This is a genomic window from Mycolicibacter senuensis (assembly GCF_002101885.1).
In the GTDB taxonomy this organism is placed as follows: domain Bacteria; phylum Actinomycetota; class Actinomycetes; order Mycobacteriales; family Mycobacteriaceae; genus Mycobacterium; species Mycobacterium senuense.
This window is the reverse complement of record NZ_LQPS01000043.1, coordinates 522,619-542,949: the sequence shown is the minus strand read 5'-3', so window position 1 is coordinate 542,949 and position 20,331 is coordinate 522,619. Positions and strand designations below refer to the sequence as shown.

20 protein-coding genes and 1 pseudogene are annotated in these 20,331 nt (G+C 69.3%); 3 read left to right on the top strand and 18 right to left on the bottom strand.

The features are described from left to right. Positions 1–5 precede the first annotated feature (5 nt). From AWC24_RS17035 to AWC24_RS17000, 8 genes are read right to left on the bottom strand one after another with little or no spacing between them, the layout of a single operon-like run. Positions 6–1,157, bottom strand: coding sequence for an acyl-CoA dehydrogenase family protein (locus AWC24_RS17035; RefSeq protein WP_085086877.1), 1,152 nt, complete (start codon positions 1,155–1,157; stop codon positions 6–8). A 34-nt stretch (positions 1,158–1,191) separates the two neighbouring features. Next, the gene (locus AWC24_RS17030; protein ID WP_085086875.1) at positions 1,192–1,761 is read right to left on the bottom strand and encodes a TetR/AcrR family transcriptional regulator; all 570 of its coding nucleotides are present in this window, start codon (positions 1,759–1,761) and stop codon (positions 1,192–1,194) included. 60 nt (positions 1,762–1,821) lie between these two features. Then, complete coding sequence (locus AWC24_RS17025; protein ID WP_085086873.1) at positions 1,822–4,524, bottom strand: fumarate reductase/succinate dehydrogenase flavoprotein subunit; 2,703 nt, start codon at positions 4,522–4,524, stop codon at positions 1,822–1,824. Next, complete coding sequence (locus AWC24_RS17020) at positions 4,521–5,252, bottom strand: ABC transporter ATP-binding protein (protein WP_085086871.1); 732 nt, start codon at positions 5,250–5,252, stop codon at positions 4,521–4,523. The genes AWC24_RS17025 and AWC24_RS17020 overlap by 4 nt, the downstream gene beginning before the upstream one ends. After that, a complete protein-coding gene (locus AWC24_RS17015; protein ID WP_085086869.1) occupies positions 5,249–6,097 on the bottom strand; it encodes an ABC transporter permease in 849 nt (282 codons plus the stop codon). Before AWC24_RS17015 ends, AWC24_RS17020 begins: the two co-directional genes overlap by 4 nt. After that, positions 6,094–7,452 (bottom strand): ABC transporter substrate-binding protein, encoded by a 1,359-nt coding sequence (locus AWC24_RS17010; protein WP_085086867.1) that lies wholly within the window; start codon positions 7,450–7,452, stop codon positions 6,094–6,096. The genes AWC24_RS17015 and AWC24_RS17010 overlap by 4 nt, the downstream gene beginning before the upstream one ends. A 24-nt stretch (positions 7,453–7,476) precedes the next feature. Then, positions 7,477–7,704, bottom strand: coding sequence for a 4Fe-4S dicluster domain-containing protein (locus tag AWC24_RS17005; protein WP_013829255.1), 228 nt, complete (start codon positions 7,702–7,704; stop codon positions 7,477–7,479). Further along, on the bottom strand, positions 7,701–8,444 hold the full coding sequence (locus tag AWC24_RS17000) for a GntR family transcriptional regulator (RefSeq protein WP_085086865.1): 744 nt from the start codon (positions 8,442–8,444) through the stop codon (positions 7,701–7,703). Before AWC24_RS17000 ends, AWC24_RS17005 begins: the two co-directional genes overlap by 4 nt. A gap of 198 nt (positions 8,445–8,642) precedes the next feature. Here AWC24_RS17000 and AWC24_RS16995 point away from each other — a divergent pair, with 198 nt between their 5' ends. Continuing rightward, positions 8,643–9,584 (top strand): ERCC4 domain-containing protein, encoded by a 942-nt coding sequence (locus AWC24_RS16995; protein WP_085086863.1) that lies wholly within the window; start codon positions 8,643–8,645, stop codon positions 9,582–9,584. Positions 9,585–9,614: 30 nt separating this feature from the next. On the opposite strand, the gene AWC24_RS16990 is transcribed toward AWC24_RS16995, so the two are convergent. Continuing rightward, positions 9,615–12,377 carry an aminotransferase class I/II-fold pyridoxal phosphate-dependent enzyme gene (locus tag AWC24_RS16990; protein WP_085086861.1) on the bottom strand — a complete coding sequence of 921 codons (2,763 nt, stop codon included), beginning with the start codon at positions 12,375–12,377 and terminating at the stop codon, positions 9,615–9,617. Between the two features lie 138 nt (positions 12,378–12,515). On the opposite strand from AWC24_RS16990, the gene AWC24_RS16985 reads away from it, so the two are divergent. Continuing rightward, on the top strand, positions 12,516–12,791 hold the full coding sequence (locus AWC24_RS16985) for a hypothetical protein (RefSeq protein WP_085087177.1): 276 nt from the start codon (positions 12,516–12,518) through the stop codon (positions 12,789–12,791). Positions 12,792–12,797: 6 nt separating this feature from the next. Here AWC24_RS16985 and nusB read toward each other — a convergent pair whose 3' ends face one another. From nusB to AWC24_RS16970, 3 genes are read right to left on the bottom strand one after another with little or no spacing between them, the layout of a single operon-like run. Further along, entirely contained in the window at positions 12,798–13,343 is a 546-nt protein-coding gene (nusB, locus tag AWC24_RS16980) for a transcription antitermination factor NusB (protein ID WP_085086859.1), read from the bottom strand. Positions 13,344–13,345: 2 nt separating this feature from the next. After that, positions 13,346–13,909: an elongation factor P gene (gene efp / locus AWC24_RS16975; protein WP_085086857.1), complete on the bottom strand. Its 564-nt coding sequence runs from the start codon at positions 13,907–13,909 to the stop codon at positions 13,346–13,348. 14 nt (positions 13,910–13,923) lie between these two features. Next, the gene (locus tag AWC24_RS16970) at positions 13,924–15,030 is read right to left on the bottom strand and encodes a M24 family metallopeptidase (protein WP_085086855.1); all 1,107 of its coding nucleotides are present in this window, start codon (positions 15,028–15,030) and stop codon (positions 13,924–13,926) included. A 33-nt stretch (positions 15,031–15,063) separates the two neighbouring features. On the opposite strand from AWC24_RS16970, the gene AWC24_RS16965 reads away from it, so the two are divergent. After that, positions 15,064–15,822 (top strand): B-4DMT family transporter, encoded by a 759-nt coding sequence (locus AWC24_RS16965; RefSeq protein ID WP_085086853.1) that lies wholly within the window; start codon positions 15,064–15,066, stop codon positions 15,820–15,822. On the opposite strand, the gene aroQ is transcribed toward AWC24_RS16965, so the two are convergent. From aroQ to AWC24_RS16935, 6 genes and pseudogenes are all read right to left on the bottom strand, one after another. Next, positions 15,798–16,232: a type II 3-dehydroquinate dehydratase gene (gene aroQ / locus AWC24_RS16960; protein ID WP_085086851.1), complete on the bottom strand. Its 435-nt coding sequence runs from the start codon at positions 16,230–16,232 to the stop codon at positions 15,798–15,800. The two genes, AWC24_RS16965 and aroQ, sit on opposite strands and share 25 nt — an antisense overlap. Next, entirely contained in the window at positions 16,229–17,326 is a 1,098-nt protein-coding gene (gene aroB, locus AWC24_RS16955) for a 3-dehydroquinate synthase (RefSeq protein ID WP_085087175.1), read from the bottom strand. Before aroB ends, aroQ begins: the two co-directional genes overlap by 4 nt. A 101-nt stretch (positions 17,327–17,427) precedes the next feature. Further along, positions 17,428–17,952: pseudogene (locus tag AWC24_RS16950) on the bottom strand (shikimate kinase); the annotation flags it as partial. Between the two features lie 2 nt (positions 17,953–17,954). Then, positions 17,955–19,172 carry a chorismate synthase gene (gene aroC, locus AWC24_RS16945; RefSeq protein ID WP_085086848.1) on the bottom strand — a complete coding sequence of 406 codons (1,218 nt, stop codon included), beginning with the start codon at positions 19,170–19,172 and terminating at the stop codon, positions 17,955–17,957. Positions 19,173–19,294: 122 nt separating this feature from the next. After that, complete coding sequence (locus AWC24_RS16940) at positions 19,295–19,699, bottom strand: hypothetical protein (protein ID WP_234807398.1); 405 nt, start codon at positions 19,697–19,699, stop codon at positions 19,295–19,297. A gap of 186 nt (positions 19,700–19,885) precedes the next feature. Then, positions 19,886–20,323, bottom strand: coding sequence for a prepilin peptidase (locus tag AWC24_RS16935; protein WP_085086844.1), 438 nt, complete (start codon positions 20,321–20,323; stop codon positions 19,886–19,888). Positions 20,324–20,331: the final 8 nt, after the last annotated feature.

Sequence of the window (20,331 nt, the reverse complement as noted above, 5' to 3'; positions counted from 1 at the left end):
CGCGATCAGATCATCGCGATCGGGGAGATCTTCACCCCGGCCTCCAGCGCGCCGGACAGTTCACGCGCCACGTCGTAGTCGAAAACGACGTGCCCGCAGATGATGTCGACGTCGCGTTTGATCCGTTGCAGCGGGTTGTCCACGAAGTGCACGCTGGCGCCGGAGGCTTCGAGCAGATCGGCGATCACGGCGCGGGATTCGTGCACGATGTGGGCTGCCGCGGCGCGTGCTTCCGCCCGCGCGGCGCGGCCGATCCGTTCCCCGCTGCTGACCGCGGCTTGGATACCGGCCACCGTGTCGTCACGCAGCCCTCGCAGCGCGCGCAACCGTACCCGCGCGTCACCCAGGCGGATCTGTGCGGCGGGCTGGTTCTTCTGCGCCACACCGGAATAGGCCAACACCCGTTCGCCGAGGCGCTGGGCGTAGAGGTCGGCGACCCGTTCGGCCGAACCCAGCGCGGGCATCGCCGCCACCATCGCCAGCGCCGGCACCATCGGCCACCGGTATGCCGGGGCGTCGTGCAGCGCAGCACCCGGCGCGGTGCCCGAATAGATGTCGACGACCTTGACCAGCCGGTGCTGCGGCACCCAGACGTCGTTGACCACGACGTCGTTGGAACCGGTGGCCCGCATACCGGCGGTGTGCCAGACGTCCTCGACGCTGATGTCGGAGGCCGGTAGCAGCACCAGCGCCGGATAAGGCGCGTCGTCAGGGCCGCAGATAGCCCCGACCAGGATCCAGTCGGCGTCGGCCACCCCGGTCGCCCAGGACCATCGGCCGCGGAGCCGGATGCCGTCGCCGTCGGGAACCCCGCGACCGGTCGGGGCCAGCGGCGCCGGACACAGCACCGGCCCGGACGCGAACACCTCGTCCTGAGCCTGCTCACCGAAGAGCGCGAGCATCCAGTTGTGCAGGGTGTAGAACCCCAGTGTCCAGGCACTGGATGCGCAGCCGTGCGCCATGGCCCGGATCGGCTCGAGGATCTCCGGGAACTCCGCCTGCTGACCGCCGTAGCATGCCGGCAACAGCAGGCCGGCCAGTCCGGACTGGCGGTACTCCTCGACGGTGGCCGCCGGAAGTCGGCGCAGCTCTTCGGCTTCCGCCGCGCGGACGGCCAACCGATCGATGAATTCCGCGGTGACCGGCGGTGTCGTCATCCCGGGAACGTACCATACCTTTTGGTATGGACGCTCAGTGCCGCAGCATCACGTCCAGGAACTGTTCGCGCCGGCCTACCGCCCGCGGGCTCGGCCGCGAGCCGGCCAGGTGCAGGAATCCGATGCCCGCGGCGAATGTCGCATTGGCGCGCATGTCGGCCTCGTCGGGGCCGAAACCGTCGTCGAGAAACACCTGGCGGACCGCCTTGAGAACCCGCCGATCCGAGCTGCGCACCGCATCGGCGACGCTCTCCTCCGAGCGCGCCCACTCGCGCATCGCGCGTTCCAGCATCCAGTGCCGTGGCCCGACCAGCGCGGTCATCATGCGCGAGAGCCGTTCCCGCGGCGGCAACGCCGACAGCGCGTCGAAATCGCCGCGGTCCTCGTCACGCACGGCGGCCCAGGTGTCGACCAGGGCCTGCCGATAGCTCTTCATGTCGGCGAAGTGCCAGTAGAAGCTGCCCTTGGTGACCCCCAGCCGCCGGCAGAGCCGGTCGATGGTCAACGCTTTCAGCCCGTCCTCGGCCAGGATGCGGAAGCCGGCCTGCACCCAGTCCTGTACGGACAGGCGCGCGCTGGTAGAGGCTGTGGAGGCATTGGCCATGCCGAGTCAGGGTACTGATCCCGGCGCGCGCCGCATACCGTTTCCACCGTTGTCGACTACCTAGCCGCCCGGGTGCACCCCCGCTTGCTGCAATGCGCGACGCGCATAGGCGCGAACGTCGGCGTCGCTGTCCTTGACAGCGATACCCAACGCATCGCGGGCGGCGCCGTCCGAGGCGGCCCAGCGTGCCAATCCCAGCACCGCGGCCTTGCGCACGTCGAGGTGCGGGTCCTCGAGAGCGAACGTCAGCCGGGGCACCGCCTCGGCGGCCGAAGCGCCTGCCAGCGCCCGCGCCGCGCCGACCCGCACCTGCCACGCCGACTCGGCCAGGGCCGGTATCACCACAGCGATGTCCTCGTCGCCGCAACCGATCTCACCGAGCGCTGCCAAGGCGGCGGCGCGCACCAGCGGGTCGGGATCCCCGATCAGCGCTCGCACCGTCGCGGCCCCGGCGCGCAGCGTCGCGCAGGCCCCTGCGACCGCGATGCGCACCTCGCGGTTGGTGTCGGTGACGGCGGTGGCCACCGACGCCTCGTCGTCGACCGAGACCAGCGCGCGCACCGCCTCGATCCGCACCCGATGATCGGGGTCGGCCAGCGCGGCGCGGTAGTGCGCCGGGTCGCCGACGCGCCGACTGGACAGCACGTACACCGCGCAGGCGCGAACCACCGGATCCGGTGAGTCCAGTTGTGCCGCGGCCGCCGACGGCTCCCTCACCACCTCCACCAGTTCCCGCGCTCCGTCGGCGGCGGTCCGGCGCACCGCGGCGTCGTCGTCGGCCAGCGCCTCGAACAACGCGGATTCATACCCGTCGGGGATGTGCTCGGTCAGCGCGGCGACTGCGGTGCGCCGCACCGCCGGATCGGCGTCGCCAAGAAAACCGACGAGGTCCGACAGGGCCGGCTCGTCCAAGGTGACGACGGCCGCGATCCGCGGCGACGGCGAATGCGACGCGCCCGGCGGCGCGACCCGGGACTGTGCGGTCGCAGGCGCCTGTCCGCCCAGCAGCGGCGGCTGCGACACCGGGTACACCGACTGGTCGGCCGGCGGCAGGCCGTCGAGTTCGGGCACCGCGACGAAATACGGCGCGACGGGGCGTTTGAGGAATTCCATCTCCCCGTCGGAGCCCTTGCGCACGTTGAGGTGATACCCCCACCGGTTGTCGTCCCGGCCGGGCAGATCGGCACGCTCATGGTAGAGACCCCAGCGCGATTCGGTACGGGTCAGTGACGAGCGGGCCGCCAGTTCGGCACAGTCCCGGATGAAGGACACCTCGACCGCCCGCATCAACTCGTGCGGGCTGCGCGCGCCCATCTCGGCGATCTCACCGCGCATCCGCTCGAAGGTCTGCACCGCCAGCGACAGCTTGGCGGCCGTCTTGGGCGGTGCGACGTAGTCGTTGACGAACCGGCGCAGCTTGTATTCCACCTGCGGTTGCGGCGGGCCGTCGGGGTGGCGCAGCGGACGGTAGATCAGCTCGTGGGCAGCGGCGAGCTGGTCGGCCGGCAGCGCCTGCGGGGCCGCGACACCGGCCAGGGTGGACGCCGCGTGCGCGCCGGCCAGATCACCGAAGACGAAGGCGCCGATCATGTAGTTGTGCGGCACGCAGGCCAGGTCACCCGCCGCGTAGAGGCCCGCCACGGTGGTGCGGGCGTGCTCGTCGACCCACACCCCCGACGCCGAATGCCCGGAGCACAAGCCGATCTCGGAGATGTGCATCTCCACGTCGTGAGTGCGGTAGTCGTGGCCGCGGTTGGCGTGAAAGGTGCCCCGGGTGGGCCGTTCGGTGGTGTGCAGGATGTCCTCGAGCGCCGACAGCGTCTCGTCGGGCAGGTGCGACACCTTGAGGTAGATCGGCCCACGGGCGGAGTCGATCTCCGATTTGACCTCGGCCATCATCTGTCCGGACCAGTAGTCGGAGTCGACGAAGCGCTCCCCCAGCGCGTTCACCTGGTAGCCGCCGAACGGGTTGGCCACATAGGCGCAGGCCGGCCCGTTGTAGTCCTTGATCAACGGGTTGACCTGGAAGCATTCGATGCCGGACAGCTCGGCGCCGGCGTGATACGCCATGGAGTAGCCGTCACCGGCGTTGGTCGGGTTCTCGTAGGTGCCATACAGGTACCCCGAGGCGGGCAGCCCGAGGCGCCCGCACGGCCCGGTGGCCAAGATCACCGCCTTGGCGCCCACCGCGACGAATTCGCCGGTGCGGGTGTGCAATGCGGCCGCGCCGACCGCGCGGCCGTCCCGGGTGAGCACACGTACCGGCATCAGCCGGTTCTCGATGCGGATCTTCTCGCGCATGGAGCGTTGGCGCAGCACGCGGTAGAGCGCCTTCTTGACGTCCTTGCCCTCGGGCATCGGCAACACATAGGACCCGGAGCGGTGGACTCGGCGCACCGCATACTCGCCGTGCTCGTCTTTTTCGAACTTCACCCCGTAGCGCTCCAGCCGCTGCACCATCGCGAAGCCGCGGGTGGCGGTCTGATACACGGTGCGCTGGTTGATGATCCCGTCGTTGGCACGGGTGATCTCGGCGACGTAGTCCTCGGGTTCGGCCTTGCCGGGAATGACGGCGTTGTTGACCCCGTCCATGCCCATCGCCAAGGCGCCGGAGTGCCGCACGTGCGCCTTTTCCAGCAGCAGCACCCGGGCACCGTGCTCGGCGGCGGTGAGCGCGGCCATGGTGCCCGCGGTGCCGCCGCCGATCACCAGCACGTCGCAGTCCAACCGCAGCGGCTGGGAGGCATCCGGTATCTCGATCATGAATAGTCCAATGCGGAAAGGAGTTCGGCGCGCAGCGCGGGCTCGGGCCGTGCGCTGCGCGGCTCGGGGACATCGACCAGGGCCCGCAGTGGCTGCCCGGCGCGGCCCAAGACCGCCACCCGGTCGCCGAGCGCCAGCGCCTCGTCGACGTCGTGGGTGACGAACACGATCGTGGTCGGGTGGGTACGCCAGGTCTCGATCAGCAGCGCCTGCATCGCGGCGCGGGTCGCACTGTCCAGGGCGCCGAACGGCTCGTCCATCAACACCGCGCGGGGGGCTCCGGCCAGTCCCCGGGCCAACTGAACGCGTTGCCGCATCCCGCCGGAGAGGCTCTTGGGCAGGTAGTCGCCGAACCCGGTCAGGCCCAGCTCGGTGATCCACCGGTCGGCTTGTGCCCGGCGCCCACTGCGCGGCACACCGCGCAGCCGCAGCGCCAGCTCGATGTTGGACCGCACCGACCGCCACGGCAGCAGCGCGTTGTCCTGGAACACCATCGCCCTATCCCCCGAGGTGGTGGCCACCGCGGCGCCGTCGGCCAGCACTCGGCCGCGATCGGGTGTCAACAGCCCGGCCAGGCCGCGCAGCACCGTCGACTTGCCGCATCCGGACGGTCCGGTCAGCACCAGGACCTCGCCGGGACGCACCGCCAGGCTCAGCTCGTCGATCACCGGGGGGCCGGTGTAGGACAGCCGGATTCGCTCCAGAGTGAGGCTCATGCCGGCGGTCATCGCGCGTCCTCCTCGCTGCGCGGCAGCCAGCGGGTCAGCCGGCGCCCGAGCACCTCCACCGCCGCCGATGTGGCGAATCCCAGCACACCGATGGTGATGATTCCGACGAACACCTCGGGGTAGGCCAGCACCGTGTAGGCCTGCCAGGTGCGGTAGCCGATGCCGAGGCGCCCGGAGATCATCTCCGCGGAGATCACGCAGATCCACGACACGCCCATCCCGACCGACAGGCCACCGAAAACTCCGGGCAGGATCCCGGGAAACACCACCTGGCTCAATACATCCCACCGGCCGCCGCCCAGCGTGCGAACGGAGTCCTCCCACAGTGTCGGCAGCGCGCGCACCGCATGCCGGGTGCTGACCAGGATCGGGAAATAGGCGGCCAGGAATGTGATGAACACGATGCCCTGTTCGTCGGCCGGGAACAGCAGAATCGCCACTGGCACGACGGCTATCGCGGGGATGGGCCGGATCAGCTCGGTGATCGGCCCCAGCACGTCCGCGGCGACCCGAGAGCGGCCCAGCAGGATGCCGGTGGCCACCCCGGCGACGGCGGCCAGGCCGAACCCGGTCAGAATCCGGATCAGTGACTGGGCCAGGTCCAGCCAGTACGCCTCGGTGCCCAGCCGGCGCACCAGGGTGGCGAAGACCTCGTCGACGGTGGGCAGGGTGTCGAATCGCAGCCACCAGCGCACGTCGGCCGCGGTCAGCAGCTGCCACAGCCCGACCGCGGCAGCGACCGACGCCAGGCGCAGCAGCCAGGACCGACGCACCGAGCGGTGCCGGCGCGGCGCTGCATCGATCGCTGCCGACACCGCCGGTCCACCGGTGATGACCGCGGTCATGCCGCGGCCGCCAGCGCCTGCTGGTAGTCCACCACGGTGCTGCCCGGATGCGCGGCCACATAGCGCCGCGCGCCCGCGACGGTGTCGAAGGCCAGGTGGTGCCCGCCGTCACGGACCCACGCCGACTTGTCGGCGAACCACCGGGTGCCCAGTTCGGCGTCATGCACATACGCCGCACGGACACGATCGCCGCGCGCAGCCGCAGCCCGCACCGCCTGCAACAGCTGGTCGGCATCGGCCACACCCACCGTCGTCTCCGAACCCTGCAGCCAGAGTTCGCCACCGGCCGTCGCGGGCTTGTCCAGCACGGCGACCGCCTTGTCGTAGTCCAGCTTGCGCTCGGCGAACACCGCCCGCAGCGGCCCGTCGTCGACGAACCGGTCGATGTCGAAGCCGTCCAGGCCGGCGAAGTCACCGACCGACCTCAGGTAGGGCACATCGCTTTTCAGCGCCTCGACCAACGCCGGTTTGACGGTGGTATCGAACGATGTGCCACCCGGCCCGTTGTAGAGGTACACGACCTCCTGCGGCAGCCCGCTACTCTCGGCAACGATCCTGGCCGCCTCCAGCGGCTTGCGGTTCAGGAAGTCGGTGGCGTCCAGCTGCGCTTGCAGAAACGCGTCGAGCACCTCCGGATGCGATCGCGCGTAGCCGCGACGCACCACCACCCCGTGCAGGGTCGGGTGGTTGAGTTCGGCGCCGTCGTAGAGCAGTCTCGCCCGGTCCTGATAGACCAGCAGGCCGGGCCAGGCCACGAACTGCGACAGGCCCTGCACTTGCCCGGACTCCAGGGCCGAGGCACCGACCTGTGGCTGCTGGTTGAGCACCTCGACTTGCGCCCCGGTACCGGCCAGCGCGCGCAGCAGGGTGCCGTGGCCCGCCGAGCCGACACTGGCCGACACTCTGGCCCCGGCCAGGTCTGCGAGGGTGTCGGCGCGCGAATCGGGAGCCACCACCACCATGTTCAGCGCACCGGCCGGGTGGTAGCCGGTTACCGAGACGATCGCGGTGCGCGCCTGCTCGCTTTCCCGGGTTCGGACGCCGTTGACCAGCATCGGATAGTCGCCCATCGAGCCGATGTCGATCTTCTCGGCGAGCATCTGTGCGGTGATCGGCGCCCCGGTGTCGTAGTCCTGCCAGTCGACCCGGTAGCGGGTGCCGGTCCGGGCGGTGATGTCGCCGAGCCGGCGTTCCAGATAGCCACGGGCGCGCAGCAGCGTTCCGGCGGTAGCGGTGTTGATGGTCTTGGACTGGTAGCCCACGACCACGTCGACGGAATCACCCGCCGTCACGGAATCCAGCGAGCACCCGGCGAATACCAGGCTGCACGCCAGCAGGGTCAGGGTTGTCTTCATGAAACACCTTGGCGGTCACTAGGTTCAGCGAAGCAGATAGGGCATGTTGACGGTGACCGCACCGGTCGGGCAGCGCGCCGCACACGGCCCGCAATACCAGCACTCGTCGACGTGCATGAAGGCCTTACCGTTGTCCGGGTTGATCGCCAGCGAATCCAGCGGGCAGATGTCGACGCACAGCGTGCACCCGGTGATGCACAGCGATTCGTCGATGGTCACCGGGACGTCGGAACGGCTGTTGACCAGCGTCATGGATTGCTCCTTGTCAGACTTCCGCGCATGGTGACCCGGTCACCGCGCATCCGGATGTATTCGAGGTCGACCGGCCTGCCGTCCTCAAAGCTGGTGAGCCGCTCCAGCATCAGCAGGGCCGCACCGTCGGCCAGCTGCAGAATGGCCGCCGAGTGCGGATCCGCCGGAATGGCCTCAAGCGCCAGCGTGGCATCGCCGAGTCGCTGCCCGCTGATCTGCTCGATCAGCGGGAACAGGTCGCTGTCCTCCAGCGGATGGGCCAGCACGGCGTCGCCGATATCGGCTGGCAGATAAGTCTGATCCAGGCTCAGCGGCACGTCACCGAGGTATCGCAGCCGTTCAATGAACACCAGCGGTGCGCCGGCGTCGAGCAACAATCGTCGGGCGATCGACGGCGGGGCACCGACAACCGTCGCCACCCGCACGTCGTTGCGCACCCGGCCGTGGCCGTCGAAGGTCTCCTGCAGACCGAGCAGGAGGTCCAGCCGGTGGTCGTATTTGTGCTGCGCCACCCGGGTGCCGGTTCGCGGTCCCCGGCTGATCAGTCCCTCGGCCTTCAGTGCGCCCAGAGCCTCGCGAATGATGTTGCGGGAAACCACGAATTCGTCGGCCAGTTCCGTCTCGCCGGGCAGCCCGTCGGCGTAGCCGCCGGCGTGGATCTGGTGGCGCAGTACGTCGGCGACCTGTCGCGCCCGGTCCGCGCGGCGGATCGGTTGTAGCGCGATACGGGCTTCGGCCATGCAGACACGCTAAGGGTCCACCGGCGCCGGATGACAGCGCCGCGAACCTCTGCTGACCAGCGGTTTGGTCCATTGCGCCACCCGGCGGCGCCCGGCTGCCAGCGGAAACCGGTCGCAGGGGCGCCATTGCGCCGCAGCGGCACCGACGGCCCGGGAAACAATCGCGGTGAGGGAAACCGGCCGCTAACCTCATCGGTTGTGGAGTTGCTCATCGCCACCAACCCCGATCCGGATTCCCGACTGCCCTATCTGATCCGGCTGCCGCTGGGCGGCGGGCTGATATTCGCGACGTCGGATGTGTGGCCGCGCACCAAAGGGCTGTACTGCCACCGACTCGACATCGCCGATTGGCCCGATCACCCGGTGATCGTCGACCGGGTCGCACTGCGCAGTTGCAGCCGCCGCGGCGCCGCCATCGACGTGGTCGCCGACCGGTCCCGGGAGAACCGGTCACAACTTGTCCACACCATGGCCCGTGGCCGGCAGATGGTGTTCTGGCAGAGTCCCAAGACGCGTAAGCAGTCGCGTCCGGGAGTGCGTACCCCCGCCGCCCGCGCCGCCGGCATTGCGGACCTGGCGATCGTCGTCGACGCTCATGAGCGCTACCCCTACACGTTCGCCGACAAACCGGTGACCGCCACTCGCGGCGCTTTGGCGTGCGGCGACTACGGCATCTTCTCCGGACAGCGACTGGCTGCCGCGGTGGAACGGAAATCGCTGTCGGACTTGGCGTCCAGCCTTGTCAAGGGCTCACTGAAATACCAGCTCACCGAGCTCTCCGCCTTGCCGAGAGCGGCCGTCGTCATCGAGGACCGCTACTCGGAGATCTTCACACTCACCTTCGCCAGCCCGGCCAAGGTCGCCGATGCCCTGGCCGAACTACAGGTCGCCTTCCCCACCGTGCCGATGGTGTTCTGCCAGACGCGGAAATTGGCGCAGGAATACACCTACCGCTACCTGGCTGCCGCGCATGCCTGGCTCGGCGATGACGCTGATGCGGCGGCGGTGTTCGAGCCGCCCTCCCAGCCGGACAATGCCGAACTGCGTGCGTGGGCCAAGGAGAACGGCTTCCCGGTGTCGAGCCGGGGCCGGGTCGCCGGTGAGATCCTGCGCGCCTGGCACGAGGCGCACCGCCGGTAACCGGGTACCGAGCGTGCGCAGAAACGGATTTCAGGACGCTGTGTCGGCCGGGGATGCATTGCTCGCTCGCGGCGGATTTGCCATGCGCGCCAGGGCCTCCTGGGTGAACACCGCCAGCCCCAGGTCGGGGTTGTAGCCGTGGATCTCCTTGACGTCCAGTTCGGCCAGGAAGTACAGGATCTCCTTGGAGACCACCTGTCCGGGGACCAGCACCGGGAACCCCGGCGGATACGGCACGACAAACGTGGTCGACACCAGGGTCTTGCCGTCGGCGACCCGGCGGCCGGCGTCACCGAGCAGGACGTGCTCGCGATCGGACTCCTCGTAGCCGCCGTAGAACGCCGCCCTCATATCACCGAATCCGCTTGCACCGTCGGGCCGGAACGCGTGGTCGAACTCGCTGAAGTCCGGAAGCGGCGGCAGATCCTCGGTGACCTCCGCCACCTTGCGCTGTAGCAGCGCCCGGTCGTCGATGCTGGCTGCGTCCCAAGCGTGGTCCAGTTCGCCGGCGACCCGGCGTAACGCGTCGAGCAGGTAGTGCACGGACGACCAGGTGACCCCGATGGTGAAGATCAGCAGCACGGAGTTGATCGACGTCTTGTTGATCTGGATGCCGAAACGCTCCATCAAGATCTTCTCGCGGAAGTCGTAGCCGGTCATTCCGGTCTTGCCGATGTACAGCGTGACGCGGGTCGGGTCCAGCACGAACTCGTCGGATCGCCAGGCCTCGTTCCACTCCGCCAGCGCACCCTGGCGAACCTGGCGATAGGAGCTGACCGTCGATTCGCGGAACCGGGCGGGCACCAGGTCGTCTTCGTCGAGAATGCGGAACCACTTGCTGATCGACCGGTCCTTGCGGACCCGGTGGCGAAACACCAGCGCCATGTCGTAGACCCGCCGCACCATGTGGAAGCCTTCGATGTCGACCTGTCGGCGAGCCAGGTCCAACGATGCCAACAACTGCTGGTTCGGCGAGGTGGAGGTGTGGGTCAGAAACGCCTCGGTGAACGATTCGCGGGCTTGGGCGTTGAAGTCCTGGTCCCGGACGTGGATCATCGAGGCCTGCCGCAGCGCCGACAGCGACTTGTGGGTGGAGTGGGTTGCATAGACCCGTACCCGCACCGAAGGTGCCGGCAGCAGCCGATGCTCGCTCCACCGGGAGCGCTCGACTCCGGCCATCGAGGCACGCCACGCCTCGTATTCCTCGGCGTAGTCGGGTGAGCGGAGCATGGCCTCCAGGGATTCGGCGGCGACCATCGCGGTGCGCTGCCGGGCCCACGGTACGGCGGTGGCGAAGGCGTACCAGGCCTCGTCCCACAGAAAGCAGATATCCGGCTTGATCGCCAGGATCTCCTCCATCACGCGCTGCGGGTTGTAGACCACACCGTCGAAGGTGCAGTTGGTCAGTGAGATCATCCGAACCCGGTGGAGTTGCCCGGCGGCCTCCAGGTCCAGCAACGCGCGCTTGATGGTCTGCAGCGACACCGCACCGTAGATCGCGAACGGCGCCAGCGGATAGGCGTCCAGATACATCGGGTACGCACCGGCCAGCACCAGGCTGTAGTGATGCGACTTGTGGCAGTTGCGGTCGATCAGCACGATGTCGCCCGGCCGGGTCAGTGCCTGCCCGACGATCTTGTTGGCCGTCGAGGTCCCGTTGGTGACGAAATAGGTGTTGTCGGCGTTCCAGGTCTTTGCGGCCTTGTCCATCGCGATCCGGATGGTGCCGTGCGGGTCGAGCAGCGAATCCAGCCCGCCGGATGTCGATGAGGTCTCGGCCATGAAGATGTTGCGGCCGTAGAACTCTCCCATGTCCTGCAGCGAACGGGAGTTGAAGATACTGGCGCCGCGAGCCACCGGAAGCGCGTGGAACTGGCCGACCGGCTCGGCCGCATAGGCCCGCAGTGCATCGAAATACGGTGTGGAGTAGCGCTTCCGGATGCCGGCGAGCACGGTGCTGTGCAGGTCGGTGACATCGTTGAGCCGGTAGAAGGTCCGGTCGTAGATGTCCGGCTCCTCCTCGGTGTCAGCGGCGATCGACTCATCGGTGAGCAGGTACAGGTCGATGTGCGGCCGCAGCAGCCGCATCCATTCGCCGCATTCGACGGCGTCGCGGCCGGAGTCGACTACTCCGGCGTCGTCGCTGACGCCCAGCAGCGTGGTCATCAGCGGCACCCGGTCATGTGACCGCAGCGGCAGATCATGCCGCACGATCGCGGCCTGGATCTCGCCGTTGAGCGCGACCGCGGTGACGGCGTCCTCGACGCTGGAGACCACCAGCAGCTCGATCTGCACCTCGTCGTCGGCCTTTCGCAGCGCGCGGAGACTTTCAGCCAGACTCTCGGGAGCCTCCTGCGGCGAGTCGTCGGCCAGCAGCACGGTGTAGAACTGCTGCTGGCGGGCCTGAGCAACCAATTCCTGGTCGGAGAGCGGCGAGCCCAGATCGAACAACGCCGCGCGGTCGCCGTAGTCCGACAACAACCGCACCACCAGCGAGACCTGCTCGCTGAGCGACACCGTCGCCATCGCCTCGAGGTAACCGAGGAACGTCGCCAGCCGCGCCGCACCCGGAAACAGCCAGTACCGCTCGAACGCACCGAGGCGGTGCATCAAGCGCTTCGCATGCGCGACGTGGTGAGTGCTGTCCAGGCCGGCGCGGTCAACTGCGGCCAGTTCCCGACAGGCGTCGTCGAGCAGATTCCAGGTGTCCACTCGGGAATACGACGGGTTCGCCACCGCCGCCAGCGCCGAGACCCGTAACCGTCGATTTCCCCTGTCGCCGCGTGAGTTCATAGGGCCAGTGTGCCGGTTCGGCGCCCCTGCGGGGCGCTTTCGCCGCCTCCGGTGCGCGGCTCGCAAGGGTCGAAGGCCCTACGATCCGGAAGCCAAAGGCCATGTCAGAACGGCGCCGTGGTGAGTAGCGTCGGAATGGTGGGTGATATAGCCAACATCGACGCCTACACCGCCGCGCTGGCCGGTGCGCAGACCGCCGACGAAGCCTGCGAACGACTTTCGGCCGCGGGCTGCGTCGCCGCGACGCAGGGCGAGTCGGTCGTCATCGGTGACGGCGAGGCGACGGCCAGCCCGTTCGAGGGCGTCAACAAGATCGGCGATGCGTTCTTCCTGTGGTGCCTGCACGATCGCGACGGCGAGATCGTCCGGTGCGTAGCGCGCGGGCCACAGGGCAGTTGCCCGCCGCGGCACTGAGACCGCTCACTCCCCGGAGTCGGCCTCAGGCTCGGTGGCGGCAGGCGTGGGAGGCACAGCCGCTTCCCGGACGGCTTGCGACGCCGCCCGCAGCTGCGGTGTCACCAGCATCACCTGCCCCAACACGCCGTTGACGAAGCCGGGCGAGTCATCGGTGGACAGCTCCTTGGCCAGTTTCACCGCCTCGTCGACGGCCACCGGCTCCGGGACGTCCTCGGCGTGCAGCAACTCCCAGATCGCCACCCGCAGGATCGCCCGGTCGACGGCCGGCAGCCGCTCCAACTTCCAGCCCTGCAGGTGCGAGGTGATCAGGTCGTCGATATGCGCGCTGTGGGCCGACACGCCCTGCGCCACGGTGACCGTGTAGGGGTGCAGCGCTGCCACGTCGGGCTGCTCGCTGGCCAGCGCCGTCCGCAGCTCGGCGCCCTGCGCGGGAGTCAGCCCGCGGGCTTCGGACTCGAACAGTAGATCCACCGCGCGTTTGCGCGCCTGATGCCGTCCCTTGACGGACCTCGCAGGTCGCGGCGACTTGGCCTCCCCACCGGCGGGCATGGTCAGGAGTTGACCCGTCCCAGGTAGCTGCCGTCGCGGGTGTCGACCTTCAGCTTGTCTCCGGTGTTGATGAACAGCGGAACGTTGATCTGGGCGCCGGTCTCCATGGTGGCCGGCTTGGTCCCGGCACTGGAGCGGTCGCCCTGCAGACCCGGCTCGGTGTGGGTGACCTCCAACTCGACGCTGACCGGCAACTCCAGGTACAGCGGCACCCCGTTGTGGAAGGCGATCTGCACCGGCATGCTCTCCAGCAGGTAGTTCGCCGAGTCGCCGACCATCGCCTCGGGCAGCGGGTGCTGCTCGTAGTCGGCGCTGTCCATGAACACGAAGTCGGCGCCGTCGCGGTACAGGTAGGTGGCGTCGCGGCGGTCGACGGTGGCGGTCTCCACCTTCACCCCGGCGTTGTAGGTCTTGTCGACCACCTTGCCCGATACCACGTTCTTGAGCTTGGTGCGCACGAAGGCCGGCCCCTTGCCCGGCTTGACGTGCTGGAATTCGACGATCTGCCAGAGCTGGCCGTCGATCACCAGCACCAGTCCGTTCTTGAAGTCGGCGGTTGAGGCCACGTTTCCTACGTCTCCTAGAGGGTGGTCAGTTCCTTGGGGAACCGAGTCAGCAATTCCGGGTGCGTCCCCGCGGATGCGGGTGAGTCACCGCCGACCACGAGCGTGTCCTCGATGCGGACGCCGCCACGATCAGCCAGATAGACGCCGGGTTCCACGGTCACCACAGCACCGGCAAGCAGTGTACCGTCGGCCGTCGCGTTGATCCCCGGCGCTTCATGAATCCGCAGTCCGACCCCGTGGCCCAGGCCGTGCCCGAAGGTCTTGCCGTACCCGGCCTCGGCGATCACCGCACGCGCGGCCGCGTCGACGTCGCGCAGCGCCGCGCCCGGTCGCAGCGCCTCCCGGCCGGCCCGCTGGGCTTCGGCAACCACCTGGTAGATCTCCTGCTGCCAGTCGGCCGCCTGCCCCAGCACGAAGGTGCGGGTCATGTCGGAGTGGTAGCCGGCCACCAGCGCGCCGAAGTCGATCTTGACGAAATCCCCGGCGGCCAACACGGCATCGGTGGGGCGATGATGCGGGACCGCCGAGTTGGCCCCGGTGGCCACGATCGTCTCGAAGGACGCGGCGTCGGCGCCGTGGTCGAGCATCAGGGCTTCCAGTTGGCGTCGGACCTCGCGTTCGGTGCGTCCGGGCCGCAGGCCGCCCCGGTCCACCAGGTCACTCAACGCGGCGTCGGCGGCCTCGCAGGCCAGCCGCAGCAGCGCCACCTCGCCGGCGTCCTTGACCTCCCGCAGCGCCTCCACCGCGCCCGAGGCGCGGACCAGTTCAGCGCCTTCGCTCAGCGCCCCCGACAGCGTCTCGAACCCGTCCACGGTCACCACGTGTCCCTCGAAGCCGAGTCGGCGGGTGCCGCACGCCACGGCCTGCGCCACCAGGTAGCTCGCTCCGGCCCGCTCGATCGCCACCTGCAGGTCGGGAGCCTGGCGGGCGGCCTGGGATCGGTACCGGCCGTCGGTGGCCAACATCGGCGCTCGTTCATCCGCGTAGACCAGCAGTGCGCCGGCCGAACCGGTGAATCCGGACAGATACCGCACATTGACCAGGTCCGTGACCAGCATCGCGTCCAGTCCGGCCGCGCCGATTGCGGCGCTCAGTCGCGCCTGACGGGAGGAATGTGTCACGCGGTGTGACGGTACTCGCTACGCTGTGCCCCCATGAGCAAGTGGTTTCTTCGCGGGTTGGTCTTCGCAGCGCTGATGGTCGTCATCCGCATGATCCAGGGGGTGTTGATCAACGCCTTCGAATCGCAGGCCGGCCTGATCAGCCTGATCCTGATGATCTTGTTCGCGATCGCCGTGGCGGTGTGGGGCTATTCCGATGGCCGCGCGGACGCCCGCGCTAACCCAGACCCGGACCGGCGCGACGACCTCGCCATGACGTGGCTGGGTGCCGGGCTGGTCGCCGGGCTGGTGAGCGGCCTGGTGTCGTGGATCATCGGGCTGGTCGACAAGGCGCTCTACGTCAGCTCGCTCTTCAACGAGCTGACCAGTTTCGCGGCCTTCACCGCGCTGCTGGTGTTCGTCACGGCGGTGGCCGCCGTCACCCTGGGACGCCGTCGCGTCGACAAGGAGTACGAGAAGGCGCCCCACCGCCACCACGGCCTGGCCGCCGAGGGCGAGGCCGCCCCGACGGACGTGTTCGCCACCGTCGGTGCCCCCGCGGTGGCCGCCGAGCAGACCGGCGCCGTTCAGACCGAGGCCGCACCCCAGGCCGGCACCGCCGCATCGCAGGCCGACGACCCCGTCACCCAGACCGACGCTCCCGCCACCCAGGACGATGCCGGCGCGACGTTGGGCGGTCCCGCCGCGGGTTTCACCACCGAGGAGATCCCGGCCGACACCGAGGCGACCACCGAATTCCCGGCGGTCGACGAGCGCGGCCCGTCATCTCAGCCCGACGACTCGGCCAAATAGCGCAGCGCCAGCAGGTAGCCGCGCACACCGAATCCGACGATCACACCGCTGGCCACCGGACTCAAGTAGGAATGGCGCCGAAAGTCTTCGCGGGCATGCACATTGGAGATGTGCAGTTCGATCATCGGCGCCCGCAGTTCGGCACAGGCATCGCGTAGCGCCACCGAGGTGTGCGTCAGACCACCGGCGTTGAGGATCACCGGCTCGGCGGCGTCGGCGGCGGCGTGAATCCAGCCCAGCAATTCGGCTTCGCTGTCGCTCTGGCGCACCACGGCCTGCACACCCAGCGCGTCGGCCTCCCGCTCGATCAGCGCCTGCAGATCCTCATAGCTGGTGTCGCCGTAGACATCCGGCTCGCGCCGGCCCAGCCGCCCCAGGTTGGGACCGTTGATGACGTTGATCCGGTTCACTGTCGCTCCAATCGGAAACGCCGACCCACCTCGTCGTAGGCGGCGGCCAGCAACATCGGGTCGGGCCCTTCCAGCCGGCCCGGCTTGGCCAGGCCGTCGAGCACCACGAACCGCAACACGCCGGCCCGGTTCTTCTTGTCCCCCATCATGTATTCCAGCAGCGCCGGCAGGGCGCTCTCGTAGTAGCTGACCGGCAGGCCCAGTGACTGCAGGATCGAGCGGTGCCGATCGGCGGTCTCGTCGTCGAGGCGTCCGGTGACGCGGGCCAGCTCCGCGGCGAAGACCAGTCCCACCGACACCGCGTCGCCGTGGCGCCACTGGTAGTGCTCCAGCGCCTCGATCGCGTGCGCGAGGGTGTGGCCGTAGTTGAGGATCTCGCGCAGACCCGATTCCCGCTCGTCGGCGGCGACGACTTCGGCCTTGACGATGATCGCGCGGCGGATCAGCTCGCCCAGCACGTCCCCGGCCGGGTCCATCGCGGCCTTCGGATCGGCTTCGATGAGGTCCAGGATCACCGGATCGGCGATGAAACCGGCCTTGACGATCTCGGGCATGCCGGCGACGATCTCGCGCTGCGGCAGCGTCTCCAGGGTGGCCAGATCGACCACGACGGCCGCCGGCTGGTGGAATGCGCCGACGAGGTTCTTGCCGGCCTCGGTGTTGATGCCGGTCTTGCCGCCGACCGCGGCGTCCACCATCGCCAGCAGCGTGGTCGGCACATGCACGATCGAGACGCCGCGCAGCCAGCTGGCCGCCGCGAAGCCGGCCACGTCGGTGGCGGCGCCGCCGCCCAGACTCACCAGGGCGTCTCTGCGGTCGAGCCCGATCCGTCCCAGCACGTCCCAGATGAAGCCCAGCACCTGCAGCGACTTACCGTCCTCGGCGTCCGGGATCTCGATGCGATGCGCCTCAATACCCTTGTCGGACAGGTAAGTTCGGATTCCCTCCGCGGTCTGCTCCAACGTCGGCTGGTGCAGGATCGCAACCTTGTTGCGGCCGGCGAGCAGATCGGCGAGATCACCGAGCAGGCCTTTGCCGATCACCACCGGATACGGCGGGTCGGTGGCCACCGTCACGGTGATCGGCTCGGGAATCTGGGTCACTTACGTCCTCCGGTCTGTCGTGCGGCCAGCGTGGCCGGGGTGGGCGGTGAGCCGGCGGGCGCCGGCGGCGACTGTGCCCGGCCGGCCCGGTTGGCCGTGCGGTCCGGCTCGGTCGCCTCCAGCCGGGACACGATATAGCGCACCACCGCGCCCGGATTCCGCCGGTTGGTGTTGACCCGGATCGTCGCGACGCGCCGGTAGAGCGGCGCCCGCTGGGCCATCAACTCGCGGAACTTCTCCGCCCGGCCCGGCCCGGCCAGCAGCGGCCGTACCGTGCTGCCGCCGGTGCGCCGCACCCCCTCGGCGGCGCTGATCTCGAGGAACACCACGGTATGTCCGGCCAGCGCCTCGCGTACCCCGGGGCTGGTGACGGCTCCCCCGCCCAACGACAGCACCCCGTCGTGCTCGGCCAGCGCCGCACGCACGACGTCCTCCTCGATGCGGCGGAACTCCTGTTCGCCGTCGGTGGCGAAGATGTCGGCGATGCTCCGCCCGGCGCGGGCCTCGATGGCGGCGTCGGTGTCGAGCATCTCGACGCCGAGTGCCTTGGCCAGGCGCCGTCCGATGGTGGATTTGCCCGCACCGGGCAACCCCACCAGAACCGCTCTGGGCGTCATGGCTACCCCGATGCCCGGGCCTGGCCGCCCACCGGCCCGCGTTCGGTCACCGAACGCCGGTATGCCTCGATGTTGCGTCGGGTTTCGGTCAGCGAGTCCCCGCCGAATTTGGTCAGTGCCGCACGAGCCACCACCAGCGCCACCATCGCCTCGGCCACCACCCCCGCGGCCGGGACGGCGCACACGTCGGAGCGCTGATGGATCGCGACCGCCTCGTCGCCGGTGGCCAGGTCGACGGTGGCCAGTGCCCGCGGGACGGTGGAGATCGGCTTCATCGCCGCACGCACCCGCAGCGGCTGGCCGTTGGTCATGCCGCCCTCCAGCCCGCCGGCACGGTTGGTGGAGCGCACCACACCGTCGGGGCCCGGGTGCATCTCGTCGTGGGCGGCGCTGCCGCGCCGCCGGGCGGTGGTGAAACCGTCGCCGATCTCGACGCCCTTGATGGCTTGGATGCCCATGATCGCCGCGGCCAGTTGGCCGTCCAGGCGGTCGTCGCCACTGATGAAGGACCCCAGCCCGATCGGCAGGCCCGACACCACCACTTCCACCACGCCGCCCAGCGTGTCGCCGTCGGCCTTGGCCGCCTCGATCTCGGCGATCATGGAGTCCTGCGCCTGCTCGCCGTAGGCACGGACCGGGCTGGCGTCGATGGCGGCCAGGTCCTCGGGCTGCGGCACCGGTCCGTCGTAGGGATCCGAGGCGCCGATCGAGATCACATGGGAGACCACCTGCACGCCCAGCGCCTGGTCGAGAAAAGCACGGGCGAAGGCTCCCGCCGCGACCCGGGCGGCCGTCTCGCGCGCGCTGGCCCGCTCCAGCACCGGCCGGGCGTCGTCGAAACCGTACTTGAGCATGCCGGCGTAGTCGGCGTGGCCGGGTCGGGGGCGGGTCAGCGGCGCGTTGCGGGCTCCGCCCTCACTTTCGAGCACGGCGGCGTCCACCGGATCGGTGGACATCACCGTCTCCCACTTGGGCCACTCGGTGTTGCCGATCTCAACCGCGATCGGCCCGCCCAGGGTGACACCGTGCCGTACCCCGGACAGCACCGTGACCGCGTCGGCCTCGAACTTCATCCGAGCGCCACGGCCATAGCCGAGGCGGCGGCGGGCCAGCTGGGTCGAGATGTCAGCCGAGGTGACAGTCACTCCCGCGACCATGCCCTCGACCACGGCGACCAGCGCGCGACCGTGCGATTCCCCGGCGGTTATCCAACGCAACACGTGTCCCATCTTCCCATGCCGGTCCTGGGTGCCCGGGCTTGGCGGATTCTACGGTTCGACACACAGCCGGCTCAACGGCGCGACGGCCGGGACATCACCCGGCCGGTCACCCCGGAAGGAGGTCAGGAACCGTTCTTGAGGATCAGGTAGGTGACCGCGTCGGGCCCGTTGCTGGGCGAAGTCACCGCGTTGAGCTGGCTGCCCACGTTGCCCACCACACCGTCGAGGATCCGGTCGAAGTCCTCGGCGGAATTCTCCGGGTCGATCAGCACCAGCGGAGATTCGCCGGGCGCGACCGCCGAGCTCGGGTCCAGCAGATACCCGCCGAACGCGTCGGCGTTGGCGGCGGACGTCTGCGCGAACAGGTCCAGCCACTGCACGGTGGCGTCGGTTCCCTCGGCGCTGGACAGCGCGACAGCCGGAACCTGCACGTCAGGCAGGGATGGTGATGCCATATTGGTGGCCGCCACGGTGCCGCCGACAATGACCGCGGCAGCGGCCACGCCCCCGATTACAGCTCGCTTCACGGTCACCACCCCCTTGGTCAGAACAGATCAGCGTTAATCCCGGTCAGCAGAGTTCAGAACTCCGATATTACCTAATAGTGGGCTGAGGGGCAAACGTTTCCTGTCAAGGCTAACCACGGCGTTAATTTGTGTTCGCTCATTCCCGCGACGCCGGCCACCTCCGCAAATCACCCCGCCACCGCCTCCTCAGACCATTCCCAGACCCACCGCCACCGCGCTGGCCAGGCACATCGACGGCCCGTGCGGAACGGTCGGCCCCCGCCGCGCACACGCGGCGATCACCCCCCACAACCCGGTCAGCAACGGCGCGGACAACGCCGCCAGCAACCAGACCTCGGCACCGAAGCAACCGGTCAATGCGCCGAGTCCCGCGGCGAGTTTGACGTCGCCGGCGCCCAGCCCGGCCGGGGAGATCAGATGCACGGCCAGATAGACCACGGCCAGCGCCGACGCCCCGGCCAGCGCCGCGGATCCCCGCCCGGCCCCGGCCGCCACCGCCGGCACCAGCACCGCCGCCGGCAGCGTCAGCCAGTTCGGCAGCCGGCGCTGTGCGATGTCATAGCTGCTCAGCAGTGCCAGCCACACCAGCACCACCACCGCCGCCGCCTGCTCCACCCCTGCCATGGCGCCAT

Excerpts from the sequence above, each read along its gene's own strand:
- AWC24_RS17035 (WP_085086877.1), bottom strand. The coding sequence starts at position 1,157 with ATGACGACACCGCCGGTCACCGCGGAATTCATCGATCGGTTGGCCGTC.
- AWC24_RS17030 (WP_085086875.1), bottom strand. The coding sequence starts at position 1,761 with ATGGCCAATGCCTCCACAGCCTCTACCAGCGCGCGCCTGTCCGTACAG.
- AWC24_RS17025 (WP_085086873.1), bottom strand. The coding sequence starts at position 4,524 with ATGATCGAGATACCGGATGCCTCCCAGCCGCTGCGGTTGGACTGCGAC.
- AWC24_RS17020 (WP_085086871.1), bottom strand. The coding sequence starts at position 5,252 with ATGACCGCCGGCATGAGCCTCACTCTGGAGCGAATCCGGCTGTCCTAC.
- AWC24_RS17015 (WP_085086869.1), bottom strand. The coding sequence starts at position 6,097 with ATGACCGCGGTCATCACCGGTGGACCGGCGGTGTCGGCAGCGATCGAT.
- AWC24_RS17010 (WP_085086867.1), bottom strand. The coding sequence starts at position 7,452 with ATGAAGACAACCCTGACCCTGCTGGCGTGCAGCCTGGTATTCGCCGGG.
- AWC24_RS17005 (WP_013829255.1), bottom strand. The coding sequence starts at position 7,704 with ATGACGCTGGTCAACAGCCGTTCCGACGTCCCGGTGACCATCGACGAA.
- AWC24_RS17000 (WP_085086865.1), bottom strand. The coding sequence starts at position 8,444 with ATGGCCGAAGCCCGTATCGCGCTACAACCGATCCGCCGCGCGGACCGG.
- AWC24_RS16990 (WP_085086861.1), bottom strand. The coding sequence starts at position 12,377 with ATGAACTCACGCGGCGACAGGGGAAATCGACGGTTACGGGTCTCGGCG.
- nusB (WP_085086859.1), bottom strand. The coding sequence starts at position 13,343 with ATGCCCGCCGGTGGGGAGGCCAAGTCGCCGCGACCTGCGAGGTCCGTC.
- AWC24_RS16965 (WP_085086853.1), top strand. The coding sequence starts at position 15,064 with ATGAGCAAGTGGTTTCTTCGCGGGTTGGTCTTCGCAGCGCTGATGGTC.
- AWC24_RS16935 (WP_085086844.1), bottom strand. The coding sequence starts at position 20,323 with ATGGCAGGGGTGGAGCAGGCGGCGGCGGTGGTGGTGCTGGTGTGGCTG.